This is a genomic window from Xanthomonas sp. WHRI 6108, assembly GCF_040202385.2.
GTDB lineage: Bacteria > Pseudomonadota > Gammaproteobacteria > Xanthomonadales > Xanthomonadaceae > Xanthomonas > Xanthomonas arboricola.
The window spans coordinates 136,984-157,663 of the sequence record NZ_CP168198.1; the positions used below are offsets into that span (position 1 = coordinate 136,984).

Below are 20,680 nucleotides of genomic sequence, written 5' to 3' on the forward strand. Positions count from 1 at the left end.
GCGGTGTCATTGCCGCTCACAACCAGACTTTCATGTTGTTCATGGACCCTTGGGAGGGGAGGACATGCAATTTCGGACCACCAGCCGGAAGACACCGGTTACCTTGCTGGCGTTGTCGATCGGCCTTGCGCTGAGCGGCCACCTGGCAGCACAAGAAACCACCCAAGCGCCCGCAGAACCGGCCGTCGACCTGGACACCGTCACGGTGACCGGCTATCGCGCCTCGGTGGAAAAGGCCCTGGACATCAAGCGCGGCGAAGCCGGCGTGGTCGATGCGATTGTCGCCGAGGACATCGGCAAGTTCCCCGACCTCAACCTGGCCGAGTCGCTGCAGCGCATCCCCGGCGTGGTGATCACCCGTGAGGCCGGCGAAGGCCGCGCCATCTCGGTACGTGGCCTGGGCCCGGAGTTCACCCGCGTACGCATCAACGGCATGGAAGCGCTCACCACCGTCGGTGCCGGCGACCAGAGCGGCGGCACCAACCGCGGCCGCGGCTTCGACTTCAACGTGTTCGCCTCGGACCTGTTCTCGCAGCTGATCGCGCGCAAGACCGCCTCGGCCGATGTGGAAGAAGGCTCGCTCGGCGCCACCGTCGACCTGCGCACCGCGCGTCCGTTCGACTACAACGGCTTCACCTTCGCCGCCAGCGGCCAGGCCGCCTACAACGCCATGGCCGAGAAGGCCAACCCGCGCGTGGCCGCGCTGATCGCCAACACCTGGGCCGACAACACCTTCGGCGCCCTGCTGTCGGTGGCCTACACCGAGCGCGAGGTGCTGGAAGAAGGCGCCAACACCGGCCGCTGGGCCAACGGCCCCAGCAACGGCAACTTCAGTCCCGCCTCGCCGTACGCCGCGGCGCGTTCGGCCGATGTCTACCACCCGCGCTTCCCGCGCTACACCCAGCAGATCCACGACCAGGAACGCCTGGGCGTCACCGGCTCGCTGCAGTGGAAGCCCACCGACCGCACCACGCTGTCGCTGGACGCGCTGTATTCCAAGATCGACGCCAAGCGCGACGAGCACTACATCGAAGCGATCTCCTTCAGCCGCAACCGCGACGGTCTCACCCCGCGCCGGCCGGTGCGCGACGGCAAGCCGGGCACCATCGTGCGCAACGGCGAGATCCGCAACAACGCGCTGGTCTATGGCGAGTTCGACAATGTCGATATCCGCTCGGAAAACCGCCACGACGAGTGGAATACCAAGTTCACCCAGGTCAGCCTGGACCTGGAGCACCGCTTCAACGACGACTTCAGCATCAATGCCCGGGTCGGCACCTCGCGCTCTGCGCACGAGAACCCGGTGCAGACCACCATCATCATGGACAAGTACGACGTCGACGGGTACAGCTACGACTACCGCGGCAACAGCCGCGCGCCGGTGCTGAACTACGGCATCGACCCGACCAACCCCGCCGGTTGGGAACTGGCCGAAATCCGCCTGCGTCCGCAGTCGGTGGACAACGATTTCGACACCGGCCAGATCGACTTCAACTGGAACATCAGCCCCGGCTTCCGCCTCAAGGGCGGCGTGCTGGCCAAGAACTACAGCTTCAGCACGGTCGAGCTGCGCCGCGCCAACGAACTGTCCGTGCCCACCTTCGCCAACGGCAGCACCATCGTGCCGGCCGATCTGACCGAACAGGCCGGGCTCAAGGGCATCAACGGCAGCCCGTCCAGCTGGGTGGTGCCCAACCTGGATGCGGTGGCCGACCTGTTCGGCATCTACAGCAACAGCGGCACCTTCGCCGTGGCGCCGCGCGTCAACAACAGCCGCAGCGTCGAGGAAAAGGACCGCGGCGTGTGGTTGATGGGCGAGTTCTCCACCGACCTGGGCTCCATCCCGCTGTCGGGTAACTTCGGCGTGCGCTATGTGCGCACCGAGCAGGAATCCACCGGCTATGCGCTGATCAACAACGCACCGGCGCTGACCACCGTGGGCCGCAAGTACAACAACACGCTACCCTCGTTCAACCTGGTCGCCGAACTGGCACCGGACCTGCTGCTGCGCCTGGGCGCGGCCAAGGTCATGAGCCGCCCCGGCCTGGGCAGCCTCACCCCCGGCGTGACCGTGGCGGTGGCCGGTGGTGCGCGCACCGTGGCCGGCGGCAACCCGGACCTGGACCCGATCGAAGCCACCAATGTCGACCTCGGCCTGGAGTGGTACTTCAATGAAGGCGCCATGCTCGGTGTCGGCCTGTTCTATAAGGACATCGAGAGCTTCATCCAGACCGCGCGCGAAGTGCGTCCGTACTCCAGCAGCGGCCTGCCGGCCTCGTTGCTGGAGGGCACCGGCGCCACCGTCAACGACGACTTCGCCTTCAGCATCCCGCTCAACACCCCGGGCGGCGAATTGAAGGGCGTGGAAGCCAACTACACCCAGCCCTTCACCTTCCTGCCGGGCAAGTGGGCCAACCTGGGCGTGCAGCTCAACTACACCTGGGTCGATTCGCAGATCCAGTACCTGGCCAGCAGTGGCGCACCGGTGATGAAGAACGACCTGCTCGGGCTGTCGCGCTCGTCGTGGAATGCCACGCTGTTCTACGAAGGCGACTCCTTCGCCGGGCGCGTGTCGGCCACCAACCGCGACGACTACCTCACCCAGGCACCGGGTGCGGAAACCGGCTTCAACGTCGACGGCGTGCACGGCATGACCGGCACCACCATCCTCGATGCCTCGCTGCGCTACAAGATCAGCAAGCAGCTGGAGCTGAGCCTGGAAGGCATCAACCTCACCAACGAAGCCTCCGACGAATGGGTGTCCTCGCCGCGGACCGGCCAGCTGCCGCTGCAGTACGCCGAAACCGGCCGCCAGTACCTGCTGGGCCTGCGCTACAAGTTCTGACCCGCTGTCTGCCCGCTGCGCACATGCGCAGCGGGCCCCGATCCGACGCCTGATCGCTGCGCATGCGTTGCCGTTGCTGCACGCATGCAACGCGGTGGGCGTGATGTTGGAAGCGTCAGGCACCACGCAGCGGACAGTCGCCTGACGACTGCGCAGCGGTGCTGTCGGTCGCTCATGTCGACGCCGGTGGCCCGTGGGGAGGCTGAGCGCGTCATTGCAGCCAGTGCCATTGGAGTGAGTGCATCATGCAAGCCCGTTTGCGTCGTCCCGCCGCCGAGGCAGGCGTCCGCCTGTCCGCCGCACGTCTGTCGGTGGCCATCGTCCTGGCCTTGCACGGTGTGAGCGCTGCCGCGCAAACCGTCGGCCCGCCGGCCACGCCCACCGATGCGGTCGACCTGGACCGTGTGCAGGTCAAGGCCACCTACCGCGAAAGCCTGCAGCAATCGCTGGACGCCAAGCGCTACAGCGTGGAGCAGGTGGATGCCATCTATGCCGAAGACATCGGCAAGTTTCCCGATCTGAATCTGGCCGAATCGATGCAGCGCATCGCCGGCGTCTCCATCGACCGCGAGGGCGGCGAGGGCAAGCAGATCTCCGTGCGCGGCCTGGGTTCGGACTTCACCCGCGTGCGCATCAACGGGCTGGAAGCGCTGGCCACCGCCGGCAGCGGCAGCGATGGCGTCAACCGCAGCCGCGGTTTCGACTTCAATACCTTTGCCTCCGAACTCTTCAGCCGCGTCACCATCAGCAAGACCCAGTCGGCGCAGATGGACGAAGGCTCATTGGGTGCCACGGTCGACCTGCGCGGCTCGCGCCCGTTCGACTTCGACGGCTTCGAAGCGGCCGCGTCCACGCAATACGGCTACAACGATCTCTCGCGTGAAAAGGACCCGCGCTTTTCCGGCCTGATCAGCAACATCTGGGCCGATGGCCGCGTCGGCGCGCTGATGTCGGTGTCCTACAGCGAGCGCCACCTGCGCGAGGAAGGCTACAACCCGGTGCGCTGGGAACACGGCAACTACCGCAACTCCAACCAGAGCACCGCCACCAACAACGGCACCTACGGCTTCTGTTCGCCGGTGGGCTACAACCCGCAGACCCCGCGCAACCCGCTGGCCAACGAAACCCCTGCCGGGGTCGGCTCGCAGGCCAACCAGGACCGCAACAACGGCTGGGGCAGCTACGGCATCAGCGCCACCAACTGCGGCACCGGCATCGCGCGCCCGGCCAACACGCCGGAGAACATCCAGGCCTACGAAACCGCTACCAACGCCTGGATTCCGCGCTATCCGCGCTACATCCGCACCGATCACGAAATCAAACGCCTCGGCGTCACCGGCGCGCTGCAATTCAAGGTCAGCGACGACACCCTGCTGAACTTCGACATGCTGTATTCCAAGCTGGACAAGGACCAGCGCGAAGACTCGGTCGGTGCCAACCTGCACCGCACCGCCAACTTCGGCGGCAAGACCCAGATCGCCGTGCGCGAGGCCCAGGTGGACGAGCAGAACCGCCTCACCTACGGCGTGTTCGACAACGTCGACTTCCGCACCGAGTCCAGCAACATCGAAGAATCCACCGAGTTCAAGCAGTTCAGCCTGGACCTGCAGCACCGCTTCAACGACCAGGTGCGCGTCAATGCCCTGGTCGGCCACTCGACCTCGGACTACGAACGCCCCGAGTTTTCGATGGTGAGTTTCGACAACACCAACCTGGACGGCTTCGTGCTGGACCGGCGCGGTGGCGGCGATTACCCCAGCATGAGTTTCCCGTTCGACGCGGGTAACCCCAATAACTGGCAGTGGCTTGGCTATGGCGCAGTGCCGGTCAACAGCAACGGCACCGCGCGCGGCACCAACATCAGCGAGGTGCGGCTCAACCCGCAGTCGGTGGGCAACACCTTCGATACCGCCAAGGTGGATCTGGAATTCAACATCAGCCCCACCTTCACCTTCCGCACCGGGCTGGCCTACAAGAACTACGACATGGACACGTCGGAGTCGCGCAACATCTCCTACGGGCGACTGGCGCAGGCATTGCCGGCCGGTGTGGGCGTGGGCGATTTGAGCACCAATCTGGACGGCTTCGGCCGCAGCTTGAACGGCAGCTTCCCCACCACCTGGGTGATTCCGGATTTCCAGAAGGTCGCCGACCTGCTCAACATCAATTGCGACTGCGACACCGGCGTGCCCGGCGGCGACTACCGGCTGGCCGATGTCGGCCACTTCGGCTCGTCCAACAACAATTTCGCCGTCAACGAAAAGAGCCTGGGCACCTACCTGCAACTCGATTTCAATACCGACCTGTGGGGCCGCGCGCTGCGCGGCAACCTGGGCGTGCGCTATGTGCAGACGCAGATCGCCGCCAGCGGTTATGCGCCGTGCACGGCCACCGCGGCCGGTGCGATTTCGCCCAACTGCCAGTCGTTCTTCGGCGTGGCCAGCGCCACCGCCGCGGCCGGCGAGCGCCTGCTGGTGCCCACCACCGTCAACCACAACTACCGCGACATCCTGCCCTCGTTGAACCTGTCGTGGGATGTTAGCGACGAGGTGGTGCTGCGCTTCGGCGCGGCCAAGACCATGGCGCGCCCCACGCTGGCGTACCTGTCGCCCAGCGTCAGCGGCGGCCCCACCCAGTATTTCGACGACGGGCGCTTTTTCTCGATCAACCTGGGCAACCCCAAGCTCGACCCGTTCCGCTCCACCAACTACGACCTCAGCGCCGAGTGGTATTTCCGCGAAGGCTCGCTGCTGTCGGCGGCGGTGTTCTACAAGGACATCGACAGCTACGTGCAGCGCACCCGCGTGCTCAGCACCTGGGAAGCGATGGGCTACTCGCTGGACCTGCTCCCCGCAGGCTTCACGCCGGACACCATCTTCAACGTGCAGAGCTACTTCAACACGCCCGGTGGCCCGCTCAAGGGCTTCGAGCTGACCTACCAGCAGGCCTTCGATTTCCTGCCCGGCTTCTGGCGCAACTTCGGCGTGCAGCTCAACTACACCCAGGTCGATTCCAAGATCAATTACCTGTTCAGTACCGCCGGCAGCAGCAATACCAGCATCACCACCACCGCCACCGAGCGCGACCTGCTCAACCTCTCGCCGCAGTCCTACAACGCCACCGTCTATTACGACGACGGCCGCTTCAGTGCGCGCGTGTCCACGAGTTATCGCGATGGCTACATCAACAACATCCTCGCCCAGGAAGACGTCTACGACCTGGATGGCAAGCGCCTGGTCACGGCCGACGTGACCGGCAAATACAGCGTGGAAAACGTGGATTTCAACATGTCCTACAAGCTCAACGACCAGCTATCGCTGACCTTCGAGGCCATCAACCTGCTCGACACCCCCGACCGCCGCTACGTCGATTCCACGCTGGAACTGCCCGACAAGTACACCGTCACCGGGCGCCAGTACTACATCGGCGCGCGCTACAAGTTCTGACCAGGAGAGCGACATGCAAGTGCATCGCAGAACCGTCTTACGTCAGTTGGCCGCCACCGCGTTGGTGGCCGTGGCAGGCCTGTGCAGCAACGCCGCCATTGCCGCCGACCCGGTCTACACCGTGGCCAAGCAGGGCAGCGCCGGCTACCGCACCGTGCAGGCCGCCATCGATGCCGCCGTGCAGGGCGGCAAGCGCGCGCAGATCAACATCGGCGCCGGCACCTACCAGGAACTGATCGTGGTGCCGTCCAACGCACCGGCGCTCAAGCTCACCGGTGCCGGCGCCACCCAGACCGTCATCACCTACGACAACTACGCCTCACGCATCAATCCGGCCACCGGCACCGAGTACGGCACCTCCGGCTCGTCCAGCGTCATCATCGCCGGCAACGACTTCACTGCCGAGCAACTGAGCTTCGGCAATCACGCCGGCCCGGTCGGGCAGGCGGTGGCGGTGCGTGTGGATGGCGACCGCGCCGCGTTCCGCAACGTGCGTTTCCTCGGCTACCAGGACACGCTGTACCTGCGCGGCGCCAAGCTGTCCTACTTTCTCGACTGCTATGTCGAAGGCACCGTGGATTTCGTGTTCGGTGCCGGCACCGCGCTGTTCGAAAACGTGCAGCTGCACTCGCTGGGCGATGGCTATCTCACTGCCGCCTCCACCCCGCAGGAGAGCGCACGCGGCTTCGTGTTCCGCAATGCGCGTGTCACCGCTGCCAGCGGCGTGAGCCGCGTGTTCCTGGGCCGGCCGTGGCGGCCGTATGCCAGCGTCAGCTTCATCGGCAGCCAGCTCGGTGCGCACATCCTGCCCGAGGGCTGGAACAACTGGGGCAACGCCGCCAACGAGGCCACCGCCCGCTACAGCGAATACCAGAGCAGCGGCGCCGGCGCCAACCCGTCGCGCCGCGTGAAGTGGTCGCGCCAGCTCACTGCTGCGCAGGCCGCCGCGCTGGACCGCAACACCATCCTCGGCAGCTGGAGGCCGTTCTGATGCGCAAGCTCACCACCTTCGCCCTCGCCACTGCGCTGCTGCTGGCACCGCTGTCCGCACTGGCCGACAAGATCGCCGACAACATGTTGCTGCTGCAGACCGCCTCCGGCGGCTGGTCCAAGCAGTACAAGGGCGTTGCCGTCGACTACAACCGCACCTTTACCGCTGCGGAAATCGCCGAGCTGCAGCAACCCGGGCGCAAGGACGACGCCACCATCGACAACAAGGCCACTACCTACGAGATCGGCTACCTCTCCACGCTCTACAAGACCGAGAAGAACGCCAAGTACGTGGCCGCCGCCAAGCGCGGCGTGGACTATCTGCTCACCGCGCAATACGCCAACGGCGGCTGGCCGCAGTTCTACCCGGACCTGTCGTCCTACCATCACCAGATCACCTACAACGACGATGCGATGGTGCGCGTGCTCAACCTGCTGCAGGACATCAGCGAGGGCAAGGGCGACACCGGCGCGCTGCTGCGTGCCAGCCACGGCGCACGCGCGCGCCAGGCGGTGACCAAGGGGCTGGAATGCGTACTCGCCACCCAGGTCAAGATCGGCGGCACGCTCACCATCTGGGGTGCGCAATACGACGAGGTCACGCTCAAGCCGGCCAAGGCACGTGCGTATGAGCTGGCCTCGCTGGCCTCCAGCGAGTCGGTCAGCATCGTGCGCTTTCTGATGCGCCAGCCCACCCCGTCCGCACAGATCAAGACATCGGTCGAGGCCGCTGCACGCTGGTTCGACACCCACCGCATGCGCGACCTGGCCACCAAGAAGATCGACGACCCCACCCAGGAAACCGGCCAGGACGTGATCCTCGTCGCGCAACCGGGTGCGTCACTATGGGCACGCTTCTACGACCTGCAGAATCAACGCCCGCTCTATGCCAACCGCGACGGCAAGGCCTTGACCGAGTACATGCAGGTGCCCAACGAGCGCCGCGTCGGTTATGCCTGGCACGGCACCTGGCCGGACAAGCTGTTGAAGGACGACATTCCCAAGTGGCGCACCGCCAACGGTCTGTAAGTGCGTCGTCGCCACCGCGTGCAAGCGCGCGGTGGCTGTTTTACGTTTTGGAATTGACGAGGTGAGCGTGTCGAAGTTCTTGTTGGGAATGCTGTGCCTGATCGCGCTGCCGGTGAGCGCGGCCACCACCACCGCGCCGGAGCTGTTGTTCCGGGTGTCGGCCGACCGCGACCTGCAGGCCGATGTGGCCCGCGGCGACGGCGTGCCAAACTTCCGCGACAAGATCACGCTGGTGCCCACCGGCAAGCGTGGCAATGCCATCGAATGGGCCGACGACGGCGTGCTGTCGTGGAATGCGCCCGGCAACCTCTACACCCAGCGCGGCACGCTGAGCTTCTTCTGGCGCGCGCGCTACCCCGTGGGCGAGGCGCCATTCGTGATCTTCCGCGTCGGCTATGCCGACCACACCAGCTGGGACATGGCCTGGCTGCGCATCGACTGGAACGGCCACGGCTTCGATGCCTTCGTCACCGACGCCAACCTCGCGCGCACCCGCGTCTCCTTCAAGCTCGAAAAGAACCCGGCCGCCAGCGACTGGACCCACATTGCGTTTGCCTGGGACGAAACCCGCGGCGTGCGCCTGTACGTGGACGGTAAGGAAGCCGCACGCGTGGACTGCGGTGCGCCCTGTGCCAACGGCGGCGCGCTCGACTTCGACGCCGCGCTGGACCAGTTCGGCCTGGCCGGCCGCGTGATGTCGCCGCACCAGGTGCAGAGCCGCTACAACTTTTTGCGCGGCAGCGACTTCGACGAGATCCGCATCTACGACCGCATGCTCGACGCCAGCGGCGCCGCCGCACTCGCACGCCTGCAGGAGCCCGCCACCGCCGAGTCGGCCACACCGGCATCGCAACACGCCGCCTTCCTGCACCGTTACGGCTGGGACAACGGCCACGCACCGCCACTGCTGAGCGCACCGGTCACCCGCATCCGCAAGGTGGAGTTCGCCGACGCGCGCGACCTCAAGCAATGGATGTGGAAGGCCACCGACGGCATCGCCGAAACCACCTGGCCCGGCGTCTATAACCGCTCGCGCCTGCCCGGGCGCGACGACTACTTCCAGCTGCCGGACTGGAACACCTATGTCGAAGGTGGCAAGGCGCTGGACCTCACCCTGCCGGACGAGGCCTTCAACCGCATCGAGCTGCGCGGCGCCGCCTACGGCCAGGCCAGCTACGCCGCGCCCAACGCACAGGCGCAGCCGCTGTTCGCACGCAGCCAGGGCGTCGTGCGCAGCGTGGACCAGTTCCCCGAGCGCCGCGGCGGCACGCTGCGCTTTGCAAACACCGCGCAGGAAACCCCCATCCAGGAAATCTGGGCCTACAACGTGCAGCCAGGCGAGGTGCCCAAGGGCAGCGCGCAACTCAGCTACACCGTGCGCAGCGACATCCAGCCCGACTACGACAACCTCGCACCGCTGCGCGATGTCATCGCCGGCCGCTATCCGCCAGGCGAGCGCCAGACCGTCATCGCGCTGCCCACCAAGGCACCGGCGCGCAAGCGCCCCAGCGACAAGGCCGCAGCAAGCGCGCAGCAACCCATCGTGCACATCCTGGTGCCCTCCAGCCTGGGCGACCCGCCGCCGGACCAGGCGCTGATGCGCAGCTGGTCCTACGGCTGGGAGAACATGCACGACGGCCTGGACGGCATCGCCATCACCCTGCCGGCACTCAACCTGCCGGCCACCCACAACGGCAGCATCCCGCTCAACATCCGCATCAAGGACCCCATCTGGCCCGCACGCGACATGCTCGATGTCTCGGTCGCGGTCATCCCCGGCCAGGCCCGTACGCTGTGGCTGGACCTGCGCGACAGAATCCTCAGCAACGACAGCCTGATGCTCAGCATCGCCGCCGCCGCGACCGGCTTCGATGCCAACGCACTCGACGGCACCCAGCTGCAGTTGGTGTTCAAGCCGCGCGCCGAGGCCATCGCCGAGCACGTCGCCGACCGCTTCAACCAGGTCAAGGACAACTGGGGCTTCCTGGTGGAAGAACACACCACCTCCAAGCGCCAGCTGCTCTACAAGCGCCTGGACGCCGACATCACCGACCTGCTGCGCGTCGACCCGGACCACGCCCTCGGCCGCCAGTACTGGAACGACATCAGCTACGCCAACCAGGGCGCGCTGCCTGTCGAACTGCCCGCCGTGCCCAAGGGCGTTCCCGCCTGGGCGTTCTGGCAACTGCAAGACCTCAGCGCCACCCGCCGCTACATCCGCTGGTGGATCGAGCAGCGCCAGGTGGCCTACGGCGATTTCGGCGGCGGCATCTCCGACGACTCGGACCTGGTGCAGCAATGGCCCGGCGTCGCCCTGATGGGTGTGGACCCGGACATGCTCAACGCCTCCATGCTGGCGCTGTCCGATGCCAACTACCGCAACGGCATGTTCACCAACGGCCTGTCCACCATCGAAACCGACGAGCTGCATTCGTACGAGGAGGGCATCAACCTCAACAGCGCCTTGCTGTACCTCAACTGGGGCGACCCGCGCACCGTCGAGCGCCTGATGGAAACGGTCAAAGCCTTCGACACCATCATCCAGGTCAACCCGCAAGGCCACCTGCTGTTTGCCAGCAACTGGTTCGGCGGCCGCAAGGTCTACCGCGAGCCCAACTGGCAATGGCAAAAACCGTACTCCTTCCCCATCGTGCACCCGGCCATCCTGCTGGGCGGCTATAACGCCGACCCCAACAGCCGCCGCATCGTCACCGGCCTGGCAGACGGCTACCTCGCCCACGCCTACACCAACGCCAAGGGCAACTGGGCGCTACCCAACGAGATCAACTGGCAAACCGGCAAAACCCGCGGCGGCGAACTGTTCGAAGGCAGCGGCGGCGCCGACACCTTGCACACCTTCTGGGCCGCCTACCGCTTCACCGGCGATGCGCGTTATCTCAAGCCCATCGACTACCGCGTCGCCAACAGCGGCCCCAACGGCCTCTCCCTGCTCAACGAAAACTTTCTCGATGTCATGGGCAAGCGCAGCGACTGGAGCGGCAAGCTCATCGATGCCGCAAACAAGGACGACGGCAGCGCCCCGGACTTCCCGCATCACGTGGCCTGGGAGCAAACCGGCAATCTCGAGTATCTCGCCGCCATTTACCGCAGCGAGGCGCGGGAGAAACTGCAGAACTTTTACATGAACACCGAAGGCCACTGGTGGAGCGACCGCGTGGAATCCCCCACGGTCAACCTGCAACGCGCACGCCTTGGCGGCGTGGCGCTCAAGCGTAACCAGACCTACCCCGGCCACACCGTGAGCTGGCGCTTCGCCGATCCAGAAGCGGCGACACAGGTCGCCATCGCCATCCCCGCACCCCGGCAAGACCGCTTCACCGTCATTGCCTACAACACCTCCAGTAAACCTCAGCGCGCCAGCATGACCGGCTGGAACGTCGCCCCGGGCCAGTGGCGCATCACCCAGGGCGTGAGCAAAGGCAATGACGGCAAGCTCGACAGCAACGCCAAAACGCAAGAGGTCGCTTTCGAAAAAAGCGCGGCCATCGACATCGACTTCCCCGCAGGCCGCACCACCGTCCTGCAGCTCGAACGCATCGCAGCCACCACCCCGGTCGAACTGCGCCCGGACCTGGGGATTGGTCATGGCGATGTGCGCGTGACTGCAGATGCGATCGAAGTGACCGTGCATAGCCTCGGGCATGCCGATGCACCGGCCGGGTTTGTGGTGTTGGAAGATGCGCGTGGCAAGGAGCTGACAAGAGCGAGATTTCCGGCGTTGGAGGCTCCGCGGGATTTTGTGCCGAGAACAGCGGTGGTGCGGTTGGCGGTGCAGGGTGTCAGCGCTGGGAAGGATGCGCGGTTGCAGCTGGTGACGGAAGGTGAGGTTGCTGAGGTGACTCAACGCAACAACACGCTGGCGATACCGTGAAAGAAAGCGACGAGCCCAAGTGCAGACTTCTAGATCCTGGCGTTGGGACGCAGGTAGCCCTGCGCAACAGGATGAGCCCGCAAAGATGCGGTCCAAGCAATTAGCGTTAAAAGCAGAGGCGCAGTTGAAAAGTGATGAGCTTAAAACGCGTCTAGCGATTGACCGTAGTCAGGCAGTCGGCGAAGATCACGTTATACCGCGCTTAGGCGGTTCAATATTAGTTATACCCCGAGGGGATATCACCATGGGCTTCACTGGAAAGCAGCTTGCGGGTGAGGTAGGCGGCAAGTTAATGCTTCTAATCATATTCTGGGGTTTAACTGGTCTTGTAACTGCTTGCTTCTCGCCCAGCATCATTGGCGGCATGAAAGAGTTCTTGCTTACGGCCTCAGAGAATGGCAACTCCATTATTCCTGTTCTTGCGGCTGCCACCACCGTTGCCCTCTTGTACATCACTGCAATTTTTCAAAAATCGCCAAGGAGATTCCAGCACGCTGCAGAGTACGTAGCTGACATCGCTGATAACCTTGGCTCAACTCTGTTCTTGCTGGGTTGGTCTGTCTCAATCGTATTCTTTGCATGCCCTTCAGTCGAGCGCGCCGTTCTTTCGGTGTTCGGGATCCTTGTCGGATTCGCTTTAGTCGTCTTCTCAAAGAAGTTCGGCGCATAACAATTAATTCATGCCGAACCCACTTCGCGGGTCGGCTCAATTCAGACGTTGGCTGCCATGGAAAAACCTCGCAAACAGTTAGAGCGGTGGGCTCAATCACTATGCCAGGACGTTAGTATTGGAGGCCTTATTGCTCGCTGCCCGGTTGCGCATAAGTGGAAAGCACCTTATCGAAGCATCGTGGTTCGAGAAGCATTGCTGTGGCGCATGCATGACCTCGGGCAGCAAACGCTTCTTCTAGCCGAGCACAAACACATACTTGGTGCGCGTATTCTTCTCCGCAGTGCAATAGAAACACTGGGGGTTCTTATATATGTAAACCAAAAGACCAAGGGGGTCCTGGTTGGAAATCTCTCATTCTTTGACTTCGAAGAGATTACAAAGAAACTGCTGATGGGCTCAAAAAATGAAACAACTCCATTTTCTGCCATCAATATAATTACAGTGCTGGCGCAAGCTGATAAAGCCCATCCTGGGCTCGCCGAGATGCATCAAAAGCTCAGCGAGAGCGCACACCCCAACTACGATGGCGTGCTGTATGGTTATTCTTCAACAGATCCGGACAAGTACGAGACGCGTTTTTTAAATAATTGGCTCCAGTTCTTCGGCATGCAGCAAGAGCCCGCAGCTGCATTCGTTTTCGCGGTCTTCGAGCATGAGTACAATGACATTTGGCCCCAGCAGCTAGAGCAGCTAGAGGAGTGGCTACGAGCCAATGATGCAGCTCTTGAGGCGCAGCTCGCTGGCATTTAACAATTCATTAAAGCCGAAGCCGCTTTGCGGCTCGGCTTAATTCAGGCGTTATGCATCACAGGAAAACTATCGGCGCTTCGTTGCGCGCGCAAAATCATGAACATGACCGCCGACACTCTCATCGCCTTCGTTGCCCTTCTTGTCTCGCTTCTAACCTTCGGAGCGTCCATCAGATTCTGGCGACGGCAATTCCGACCCATAGTGACTGCTTCAATCCGAACACACAAGGCGGACAATCAAGCGATTGCATACAACCTAGTCCTATTGAACTCTGGCACCATTCCGGCAAAGAACATCGCAATGAGTGTTGATGAATCGACGCTAGTAGCAGCGTTTGGGGATAGCGCGACAACGGAAAACAAGACGAGATGGCTCGCATGCTTCTCGGCTACTCCGAGGATCAAGATCTTGCACAACGGCGATAGAACATCCTGCTCTTTCGGAACTACACAGGCCGGAAACACTGGCTTCTGGAAGACCCGTGCAACGATCTCCATCACCATAAAGTACGACGGCTGGTTTGGACTGAGCTACACACAACTGCAGGTGCTTGAAGTAGTTGACTCAGGGAGTTTCACGGGCTACATGTGGGGCGATACCTAACCTTTCCTTCAAGCGGACTGGCCTACGGCCAGCCGCTTAAGTCAAACGTCAGGCTGTGGTGGAGCAAAGGTATTGGTGGTTGTAGCTTCGATGAGTTGGCTGCACGCACGCGGTCGGCTCCGGGTAGCAGTCATCACCGCTGCTCGTGACGGTAAGTTCAATGCTTTACCTTTGCAAATTTTTGCCGTGCTGCGCTCATTGCACTTGACTTCGTTTGCATCACGCGTCTCGGCATCGCTGGGCAAGCTCCACCCCACAACCTGTGGCACACTCGGTGCAGGCGGCTGTGCTGGGGAGCAAGGTTGCAACATCCAACTTCTGCGGCCACTCATTGCCTAACAACTCATTCATGCCGACGTTGCTTCGCAACTCGGCATAATTCCAGCGCTAGAAAAGGGAGTAGAGATGAGCTTCGAGCACAGAACTACAAACGACTTAGTCCGTATCGCGGCTGCTGGGGGCGGCTTCACTCTTACTGCAACTCATAGAACAACCGATGATCTTGTTCGTATTGCTGCGGCTGCCAGTGGCAAAGGATCAAGAATTACGTTCACCGGCCTTACCCATCGCACCACTGATGATCTCGTGCGCATAGGTGCTGCTAGCAAAGGCTGCGTCATTTTGGAGGGATAGCTAGCCCCCCTTTTAAAAATTAATTCAAGCCGACGCAGCTTCGCGGCGCGGCTTAATTCAGGCGTTAGGAATCACAACACCTGGTGGCAGCTCAAACATATGCTAGCTGGAGATATTAATGAGAAGTAGCAAGCCTTGCTGGTCTGGTCCTCGCCAATCTGATGGAAAGCGGTGGCAAGGCGCTGATGAGTATGGCGAGAGCTTGTTTCGGATGTACGCTGCTATGTCAGACAATGGAACACAATAGAGCTTGACCATGCTCGCGAGCTATCTGTAAAGAACGGGGGCAGGTGCAATTAATAAGTCAACCTGACCCCTTTTCCTGCAAGCGATGTCGGCAGAGGCGTTGCAAAACAAAAAACATGCCCAGGGAGGGCCATGAAAAGCATTCGAAACGATATTCCGAAGCGGCAGGCATCGGATGAAAACCGGGGCCTGCTGCGAGCCCGCCATCGTAGCTACCGTGCTGCCAAGGTCACTCAGGGCTCTTTGGTCCTGGTGTCGATCCTCTTGCCGGTCATCGGGCTCTGGGTTGGCCCTCAGTTCCCGGAGATCCGGCCCTATTTGGCTTTGGCCAGCTTGATATTGTTAGTCATGGAGACGGCGCTGTTTGACAGGATCCAAAAGGACCGGCTCAAGCGCGGCGCAAAGTTGCAGGAGCAGTTCGACACAAATGTCTTCGAACTCCCTTGGAACCGCTTCGTGACAGGCGCTCCAGTGGAGTATGAAGATGTGCGCAGGCTGTCGGCCAAGCCGCTCTCAAAGAAGCGCGAGGCGCACTTCCATGCTTGGTACGAAGTCGGCTGATCGGCCAGCGCACAAACATCAGCTATGACGCGCGACTCAGACGCCGCTACGGCGGCTGGCTGCTGACGCTCACTATTTTGTTCGGCGTGGCACTGCTTTACGCTGGCTTGTACAAGGGGTTGCAGTTCCCCGATCTCATCATGACTTTGGTGGTGCCGTTTCTGCCCGTGTTGACGTGGGCGTTGCGTGAGCGCATGCAGCAGGTTAACGCTGCGATTTCGCTAACCAACCTCCATGGCGAGTGGAATAAGATCTGGACCAAGGCCCTTGGTGGTGCTGATGCTGCGGACCTCATGGTCGAAGCGAGGTCCCTGCAGGACGCTATTTACCAGCACCGCGAGCGCAGCTCGCTGGTTTTCGACTGGGTCTATTCCATATTCAGGTCAGCGAATGAGGATGAGGCTCGCCACGCGGCCGAGGATCTCGTGCGCAAAGCCGAGAAGGCACTGGGAGAGGGAGGCAAGGCATGAAGCTGGTGGATCAGTTCAAGACCTTCCTCAGCGGTGAGGTCAACCTTAACGACACACGGGTGAGCCAACTAGGCTCCAGCGTTGAAGCGGTTAAGAATGCGATCAAGGCCTCGAACTGGGAACCTAAGATCTTGAACTTCAAGGCCCATGGTTCATGGGCCCACGGCACAATCATCAAACCGCAGACAGGCGGCGTGTTCGACGCCGACCTGCTGGTGATCGTTGAACCAGTCGAAGGCTGGGAAGCTAAGGATTATGTCAACAAGCTGGGAGCCTTGTTTGATGTCCACAGCACTTACAAAGACAAAGTTCATCGTTCTTCACACTGCGTGACCATCGAGTACGTGGGAGAGCGACGCATCGACATCGCGCCGTGCGTCAACGGTCGGTTGTGGTCGAATGCCTATGAAGTGTGCAATCGGAGCACCAACGAGTTTGAAACGACCGCAGCGCTCGACTACACAGACTGGGTTGTTGGTAGGAATGGCGTGGCAGGAGGCAACGACCTCAAGAAAGTCACGCGGCTGCTGAAATACCTGCGCGACATCAAGACCAACTTTACCTGCCCGTCCTTCTTGTTCACGACGCTTGTGGGCATGCACATCTATGACTTGGACAAGGACACGGCGTTTTTTGCGGACACGCCAACCTGCCTGAAGACCCTGATGGGCCGACTGGATGACTACCTACAGGCGTACCCCAGTGTCCCAATCATCCGAAATCCAGTGATGCCGTCTGACATCCAAAGTTGCGTCTGGGACCAAACAAAATACGCAAACTTCCGCGATAAAATCAACCTCTACCGCACGTGGATCGACGAAGCCTTTGCCGAGGAGGATCGCGATGAGTCGATCGGCAAGTGGCAGCGCGTCTTTGGCGACAGTTTTGCAGCTGGCGAGGCTAAGGAGGCTGCGAGGCTCAGTGAGAGCGTGTCTAAGGGCGAAGCGCTGGTGGTCGCGGGCCAGTTCAAGGATCTTGTTCAGCGTGTCATCGAGCTCGGCCGTGTAGCACTCCCAGAGCGCATAACCCGGCTTCCTTATATTCGGCGCCCCAAGTGGCGTACCGCGTCGCAGTCGTATCGCGTCAACGTGTCCGCGGAGCTCTTGACCGAGCAGAAGGGCGTACGGCTGGGCGGGGTTGCTTCGCTGCAAACGCTGCAGAGGGGGCGTTCAATCCGCTTTACGGCTTCCAATGCTGCTGGTGTGCCGTTCGATTCGTCGTTCAAGGTGGTGTGGCGCGTGACAAATACAGACCAGGCCGCTTACGAGGCAAACTCGTTGCGCGGCAATTTCTATCCCAGTGAATCAGGTTTCTCGCGCGAAGAGGACCTAGCATATCGTGGCGTGCATTTCGTGGAAGCCTTCTTGATCGGCAAGAGTAGCAATCGCCTGTACGGGAAGTCAGACCCTTTCTATGTCGTGATCGAGTGACAAAGGCGATGCCGGGGTTCTCCGCCAGATGCCGCATCGACGACGTGGGCTGCGATTGCTGCATTGTTCGGCTAGTGTGCTGTCGCGCTAATACGTGAGCAAAGTCAATGAAGCTTTTTGAGAATTGAATCAGCGGTGGCGGTCCACTTGAAAGGCTGGCAGTCAACGTTGTGGGCTGCGGCGAATTGATCGATGCGCTGCACGATAAGGCGGGGGGTCAGGTTAACTTAAGGAGTCAACCTGAGCCTGGTTACGTGGAGTTCGGTGCTTCGCCATCGATTGCCTTCATCGCGCTGCACTAATTACCCTGCCCTTGCCCTTGCCCTTGCCCTTGCCCTTGGCGGCATCTGACGTCTTGACGGCCTTTTTCCCCGAGCCTCAGGGTCAGGTTCACTTCTTGAGATAAATCGACCAGCTAAGAAAAGAGATAATGAGTAGAGTGAAATTCTAAATATCAAATAAGTGACGAACGAGGCAGGTTGATCTTGAAAATAATTCCATCAATTTTACCTGGGTCTAGTCCGCAGATATGAAGCCATCTGGCCCATCCCAAGATCAAGAACACCTTGCCCAGTTGCTCGGTGTCAATGTGGCTACCGACACATTCGACGTGGCTGCGTCACGCTTGTTAGACAGAGTAGCTGCCGCGATTGGTTATGAGCCATCCGAACCATCCAGCGAGCGCCAAATAGCGTTCGCCTTTGCGCTCGGACAAGATGTAACCTCTGATACCAAGCGCGTCGCAAGTGCCAAGATTGGTGAGGCGCTCTTCGCCAATAACCAAGATGCGATTGCTACTCTCAAACTTCAGCCCGGAGATCACGTCGTTCGCGTCACTCAGTTCGAGCAAGAAGGGGAGCTTCGATCCTTTGAGCAGGAGTTTGTGGTTTCATCCATCCAGCCAAATGGTCGAGTGTTCTTCAAGGGCGGCAACGGTCAAGGCGCCTGGCCAGTGCAGCTCCGCAAGCCAGTGAGCTAGAAATTTCATCAAGTCGACGCCGCTTGGCGGCTTGGTTTAACACAGGGGTTACGTTCGAAATGCTGTTATTCCGTCCATGGATTGGCCCGAACTACCAAGTGCTCGGCTTTAGCGGCCATCGCATTCTCATACTTGGCGAGTCGCACTACGGCATGCCAGAAGATGAATCTCCTTCTTTCACAGTCGAGTGCATCGAAGGCATGGCCAAAGCTAAGCACGGCCACAGTTTTTTCACGAAGACCGCAAAAATTTTCTTGGAGCGCGAATCCGGCGTTCCGCTCACTCAGTCAGAGCGATCCAATTTCTGGGATCGCGTTGCATTTTGTAATTATATCCAATGCTTTCCAAGTAAAACTGCTCGAACGCGTCCTACTCCTACAATGTGGAAGTTTGCTTCAACAGTATTTCCGCTAGTCATACAAGAGCTGCAGCCAACCTTCGTTCTTGTACTAGGAAAAGCGCTCAAGCAGAATTTGCCAGAAATCAAGACAAAAGCCACTTTCTTTTACGTCCCTCACCCTTCCTCATTCGGCTTTCGGCCACAAGAATGGAGGCCTCAAGTGCTGTCAGCACTCGCCTCGGCAGGCGTTGAATCGTGAAAAAATGCAGAAACGGGTGGCACTTCTTGAGATAAGCCGGCAAGTAACGGCTCAGAGATATCTTCCGCGTGCGGCAGTGTCAGGTTGGCACTATTGCATCCTTATTAGCGCATTCCCATCCCAAGCAGTTGACATCCCAACCAACCCGCAGCAATCTCTACCATAAGGAGCGTAGAAACTCCTCTAAGAGCGGTACCCACCTCCGTCAAACCGGTGGGTTTTTTGTGCCTGCAGCGTCTTGCGGGCGCAACCGATGCGATGCCTGCGTCGGGAGGGCGGCTAATACAACACCCTTCGGGGAAATACGCCCGCCGACTCTTAGCGGTTTCTAACCTCCCGACATCCCGTCGCCACCCGGCGGCGGTGCCTGTTCGTCAAGGAGGGCTTTGCCATGCGTCGACCCACGTCCAGTCCCAAGCCAGCACGCAAGCGCGCCACGGTGCCACCGCCCACCGAGATCGGCTGGCACTCGCTCGATCCCTCGATCCCGCCGCGGCCCTACCTCGAGCGCACCCCCATCCCCGAGCCCCGCCCCGATCCCAACAAGCCGCGCCGCCCAGGCCACCCGCGTGCCCCGCAACACTGCACCGTCGGCTACGGCTACTACCCCGACAGCCACCAACGCATCCCCACGTTACGCCTACGCGGCCGCTGGCTGGAACAACTCGGCTTTACCATCGGCAGCAAACTCCACATCCGCATGCGCAATGGCGAGCTGGTCGTCACCGTAGCACCTGCAGAGTGACCAACCCGCCGCACCCCGCGCTCCGCGCGTGCACCCCGCAGTTGGAGAACTCGCATGGTGAATGACACCCTGGCCGGCACCTTCGGCAGCTACCAGCGCTTCGGCAGCAAATGGATGCAGCTGCCGGTCGAACGCGCGACCAACATCTGCACCGCCTGGCATCGACGCAGCGCCTCAGGCACAACCGCCACTACAAGCATGCCGTACGTCGTACATCCGTGCGCCGCATCTATGGGCGGCTACACCCGCACACGCCACACCACGCGTTGGCGCGTACGCGAGGAGCCGGCAGCGGGCAGGGCGCGTTTCGACCAGGCCATTGGCCTATTGCATGCCGACCTGCTCGCCTACATGCGCCGGCGCCTGCGTGACCCCGACACGGCCAACGACCTCACCCAGGAAACGCTACTCCGCCTGCTGGCCTACCGCGACGCGCCCGACATCGGCGACTACGCACTGCTGATGTACCGCATCGCGCACAACGTGGTGCTGGAGCATTGGCGCACGCGCCACCGCCGCCATGCCAACGCCCACGTCGCACTGGATCTGATCGCACAACTGGCCGCAGACGGCGCCCACGTCGATCAGATCGCCGACGCCCGCCGCATCCTGCAACACCTGCACACCCACACGCTGCCCGCACTGCCGCCCAGATGCCGCCAGGCCTTTATCCTCAACCGCATCGACGGCCTCACCTACCCGCAAGTGGCCGCAGCCATGGACATCTCGATCAAGATGGCGGAAAAGCACATTAGCCGCGCACTGGCTGCGTGCAGGAATGCTTTGTAG

Annotated in this window: 12 protein-coding genes and 1 pseudogene; all 13 read left to right on the plus strand. The window is 61.5% G+C overall.

The features are described from left to right. Positions 1–64 precede the first annotated feature (64 nt). The 13 genes and pseudogenes from ABQ039_RS00580 (at position 65) to ABQ039_RS00640 (ending at position 20,680) form a co-directional block, all read left to right on the plus strand. Positions 65–2,845 carry a TonB-dependent receptor gene (locus ABQ039_RS00580; RefSeq protein WP_349778274.1) on the plus strand — a complete coding sequence of 927 codons (2,781 nt, stop codon included), beginning with the start codon at positions 65–67 and terminating at the stop codon, positions 2,843–2,845. A 245-nt stretch (positions 2,846–3,090) separates the two neighbouring features. Next, a complete protein-coding gene (locus ABQ039_RS00585) occupies positions 3,091–6,291 on the plus strand; it encodes a TonB-dependent receptor (RefSeq protein ID WP_349778273.1) in 3,201 nt (1,066 codons plus the stop codon). A gap of 13 nt (positions 6,292–6,304) precedes the next feature. After that, a complete protein-coding gene (locus ABQ039_RS00590) occupies positions 6,305–7,282 on the plus strand; it encodes a pectinesterase family protein (protein ID WP_349778272.1) in 978 nt (325 codons plus the stop codon). Continuing rightward, entirely contained in the window at positions 7,282–8,310 is a 1,029-nt protein-coding gene (gene pelA, locus ABQ039_RS00595) for a pectate lyase (RefSeq protein WP_228911842.1), read from the plus strand. The genes ABQ039_RS00590 and pelA overlap by 1 nt, the downstream gene beginning before the upstream one ends. Positions 8,311–8,398: 88 nt before the next feature. Then, entirely contained in the window at positions 8,399–12,202 is a 3,804-nt protein-coding gene (locus ABQ039_RS00600) for a LamG-like jellyroll fold domain-containing protein (protein WP_374057876.1), read from the plus strand. A gap of 85 nt (positions 12,203–12,287) precedes the next feature. Then, complete coding sequence (locus tag ABQ039_RS00605) at positions 12,288–12,872, plus strand: hypothetical protein (RefSeq protein WP_184609711.1); 585 nt, start codon at positions 12,288–12,290, stop codon at positions 12,870–12,872. 57 nt (positions 12,873–12,929) lie between these two features. Further along, complete coding sequence (locus ABQ039_RS00610; protein WP_349778270.1) at positions 12,930–13,625, plus strand: hypothetical protein; 696 nt, start codon at positions 12,930–12,932, stop codon at positions 13,623–13,625. A gap of 1,614 nt (positions 13,626–15,239) precedes the next feature. Further along, positions 15,240–16,138, plus strand: a pseudogene (locus tag ABQ039_RS00615) (S-4TM family putative pore-forming effector). Next, a complete protein-coding gene (locus tag ABQ039_RS00620; RefSeq protein WP_349778269.1) occupies positions 16,135–17,568 on the plus strand; it encodes a hypothetical protein in 1,434 nt (477 codons plus the stop codon). Before ABQ039_RS00615 ends, ABQ039_RS00620 begins: the two are co-directional and overlap by 4 nt. A 529-nt stretch (positions 17,569–18,097) precedes the next feature. Next, complete coding sequence (locus tag ABQ039_RS00625; RefSeq protein ID WP_184609722.1) at positions 18,098–18,547, plus strand: hypothetical protein; 450 nt, start codon at positions 18,098–18,100, stop codon at positions 18,545–18,547. A gap of 59 nt (positions 18,548–18,606) precedes the next feature. Beyond that, positions 18,607–19,146 (plus strand): hypothetical protein, encoded by a 540-nt coding sequence (locus tag ABQ039_RS00630; protein ID WP_184609724.1) that lies wholly within the window; start codon positions 18,607–18,609, stop codon positions 19,144–19,146. 391 nt (positions 19,147–19,537) lie between these two features. Next, complete coding sequence (locus tag ABQ039_RS00635) at positions 19,538–19,891, plus strand: SymE family type I addiction module toxin (RefSeq protein WP_054590732.1); 354 nt, start codon at positions 19,538–19,540, stop codon at positions 19,889–19,891. Positions 19,892–19,945: 54 nt separating this feature from the next. Further along, complete coding sequence (locus ABQ039_RS00640) at positions 19,946–20,680, plus strand: RNA polymerase sigma factor (protein WP_260297361.1); 735 nt, start codon at positions 19,946–19,948, stop codon at positions 20,678–20,680.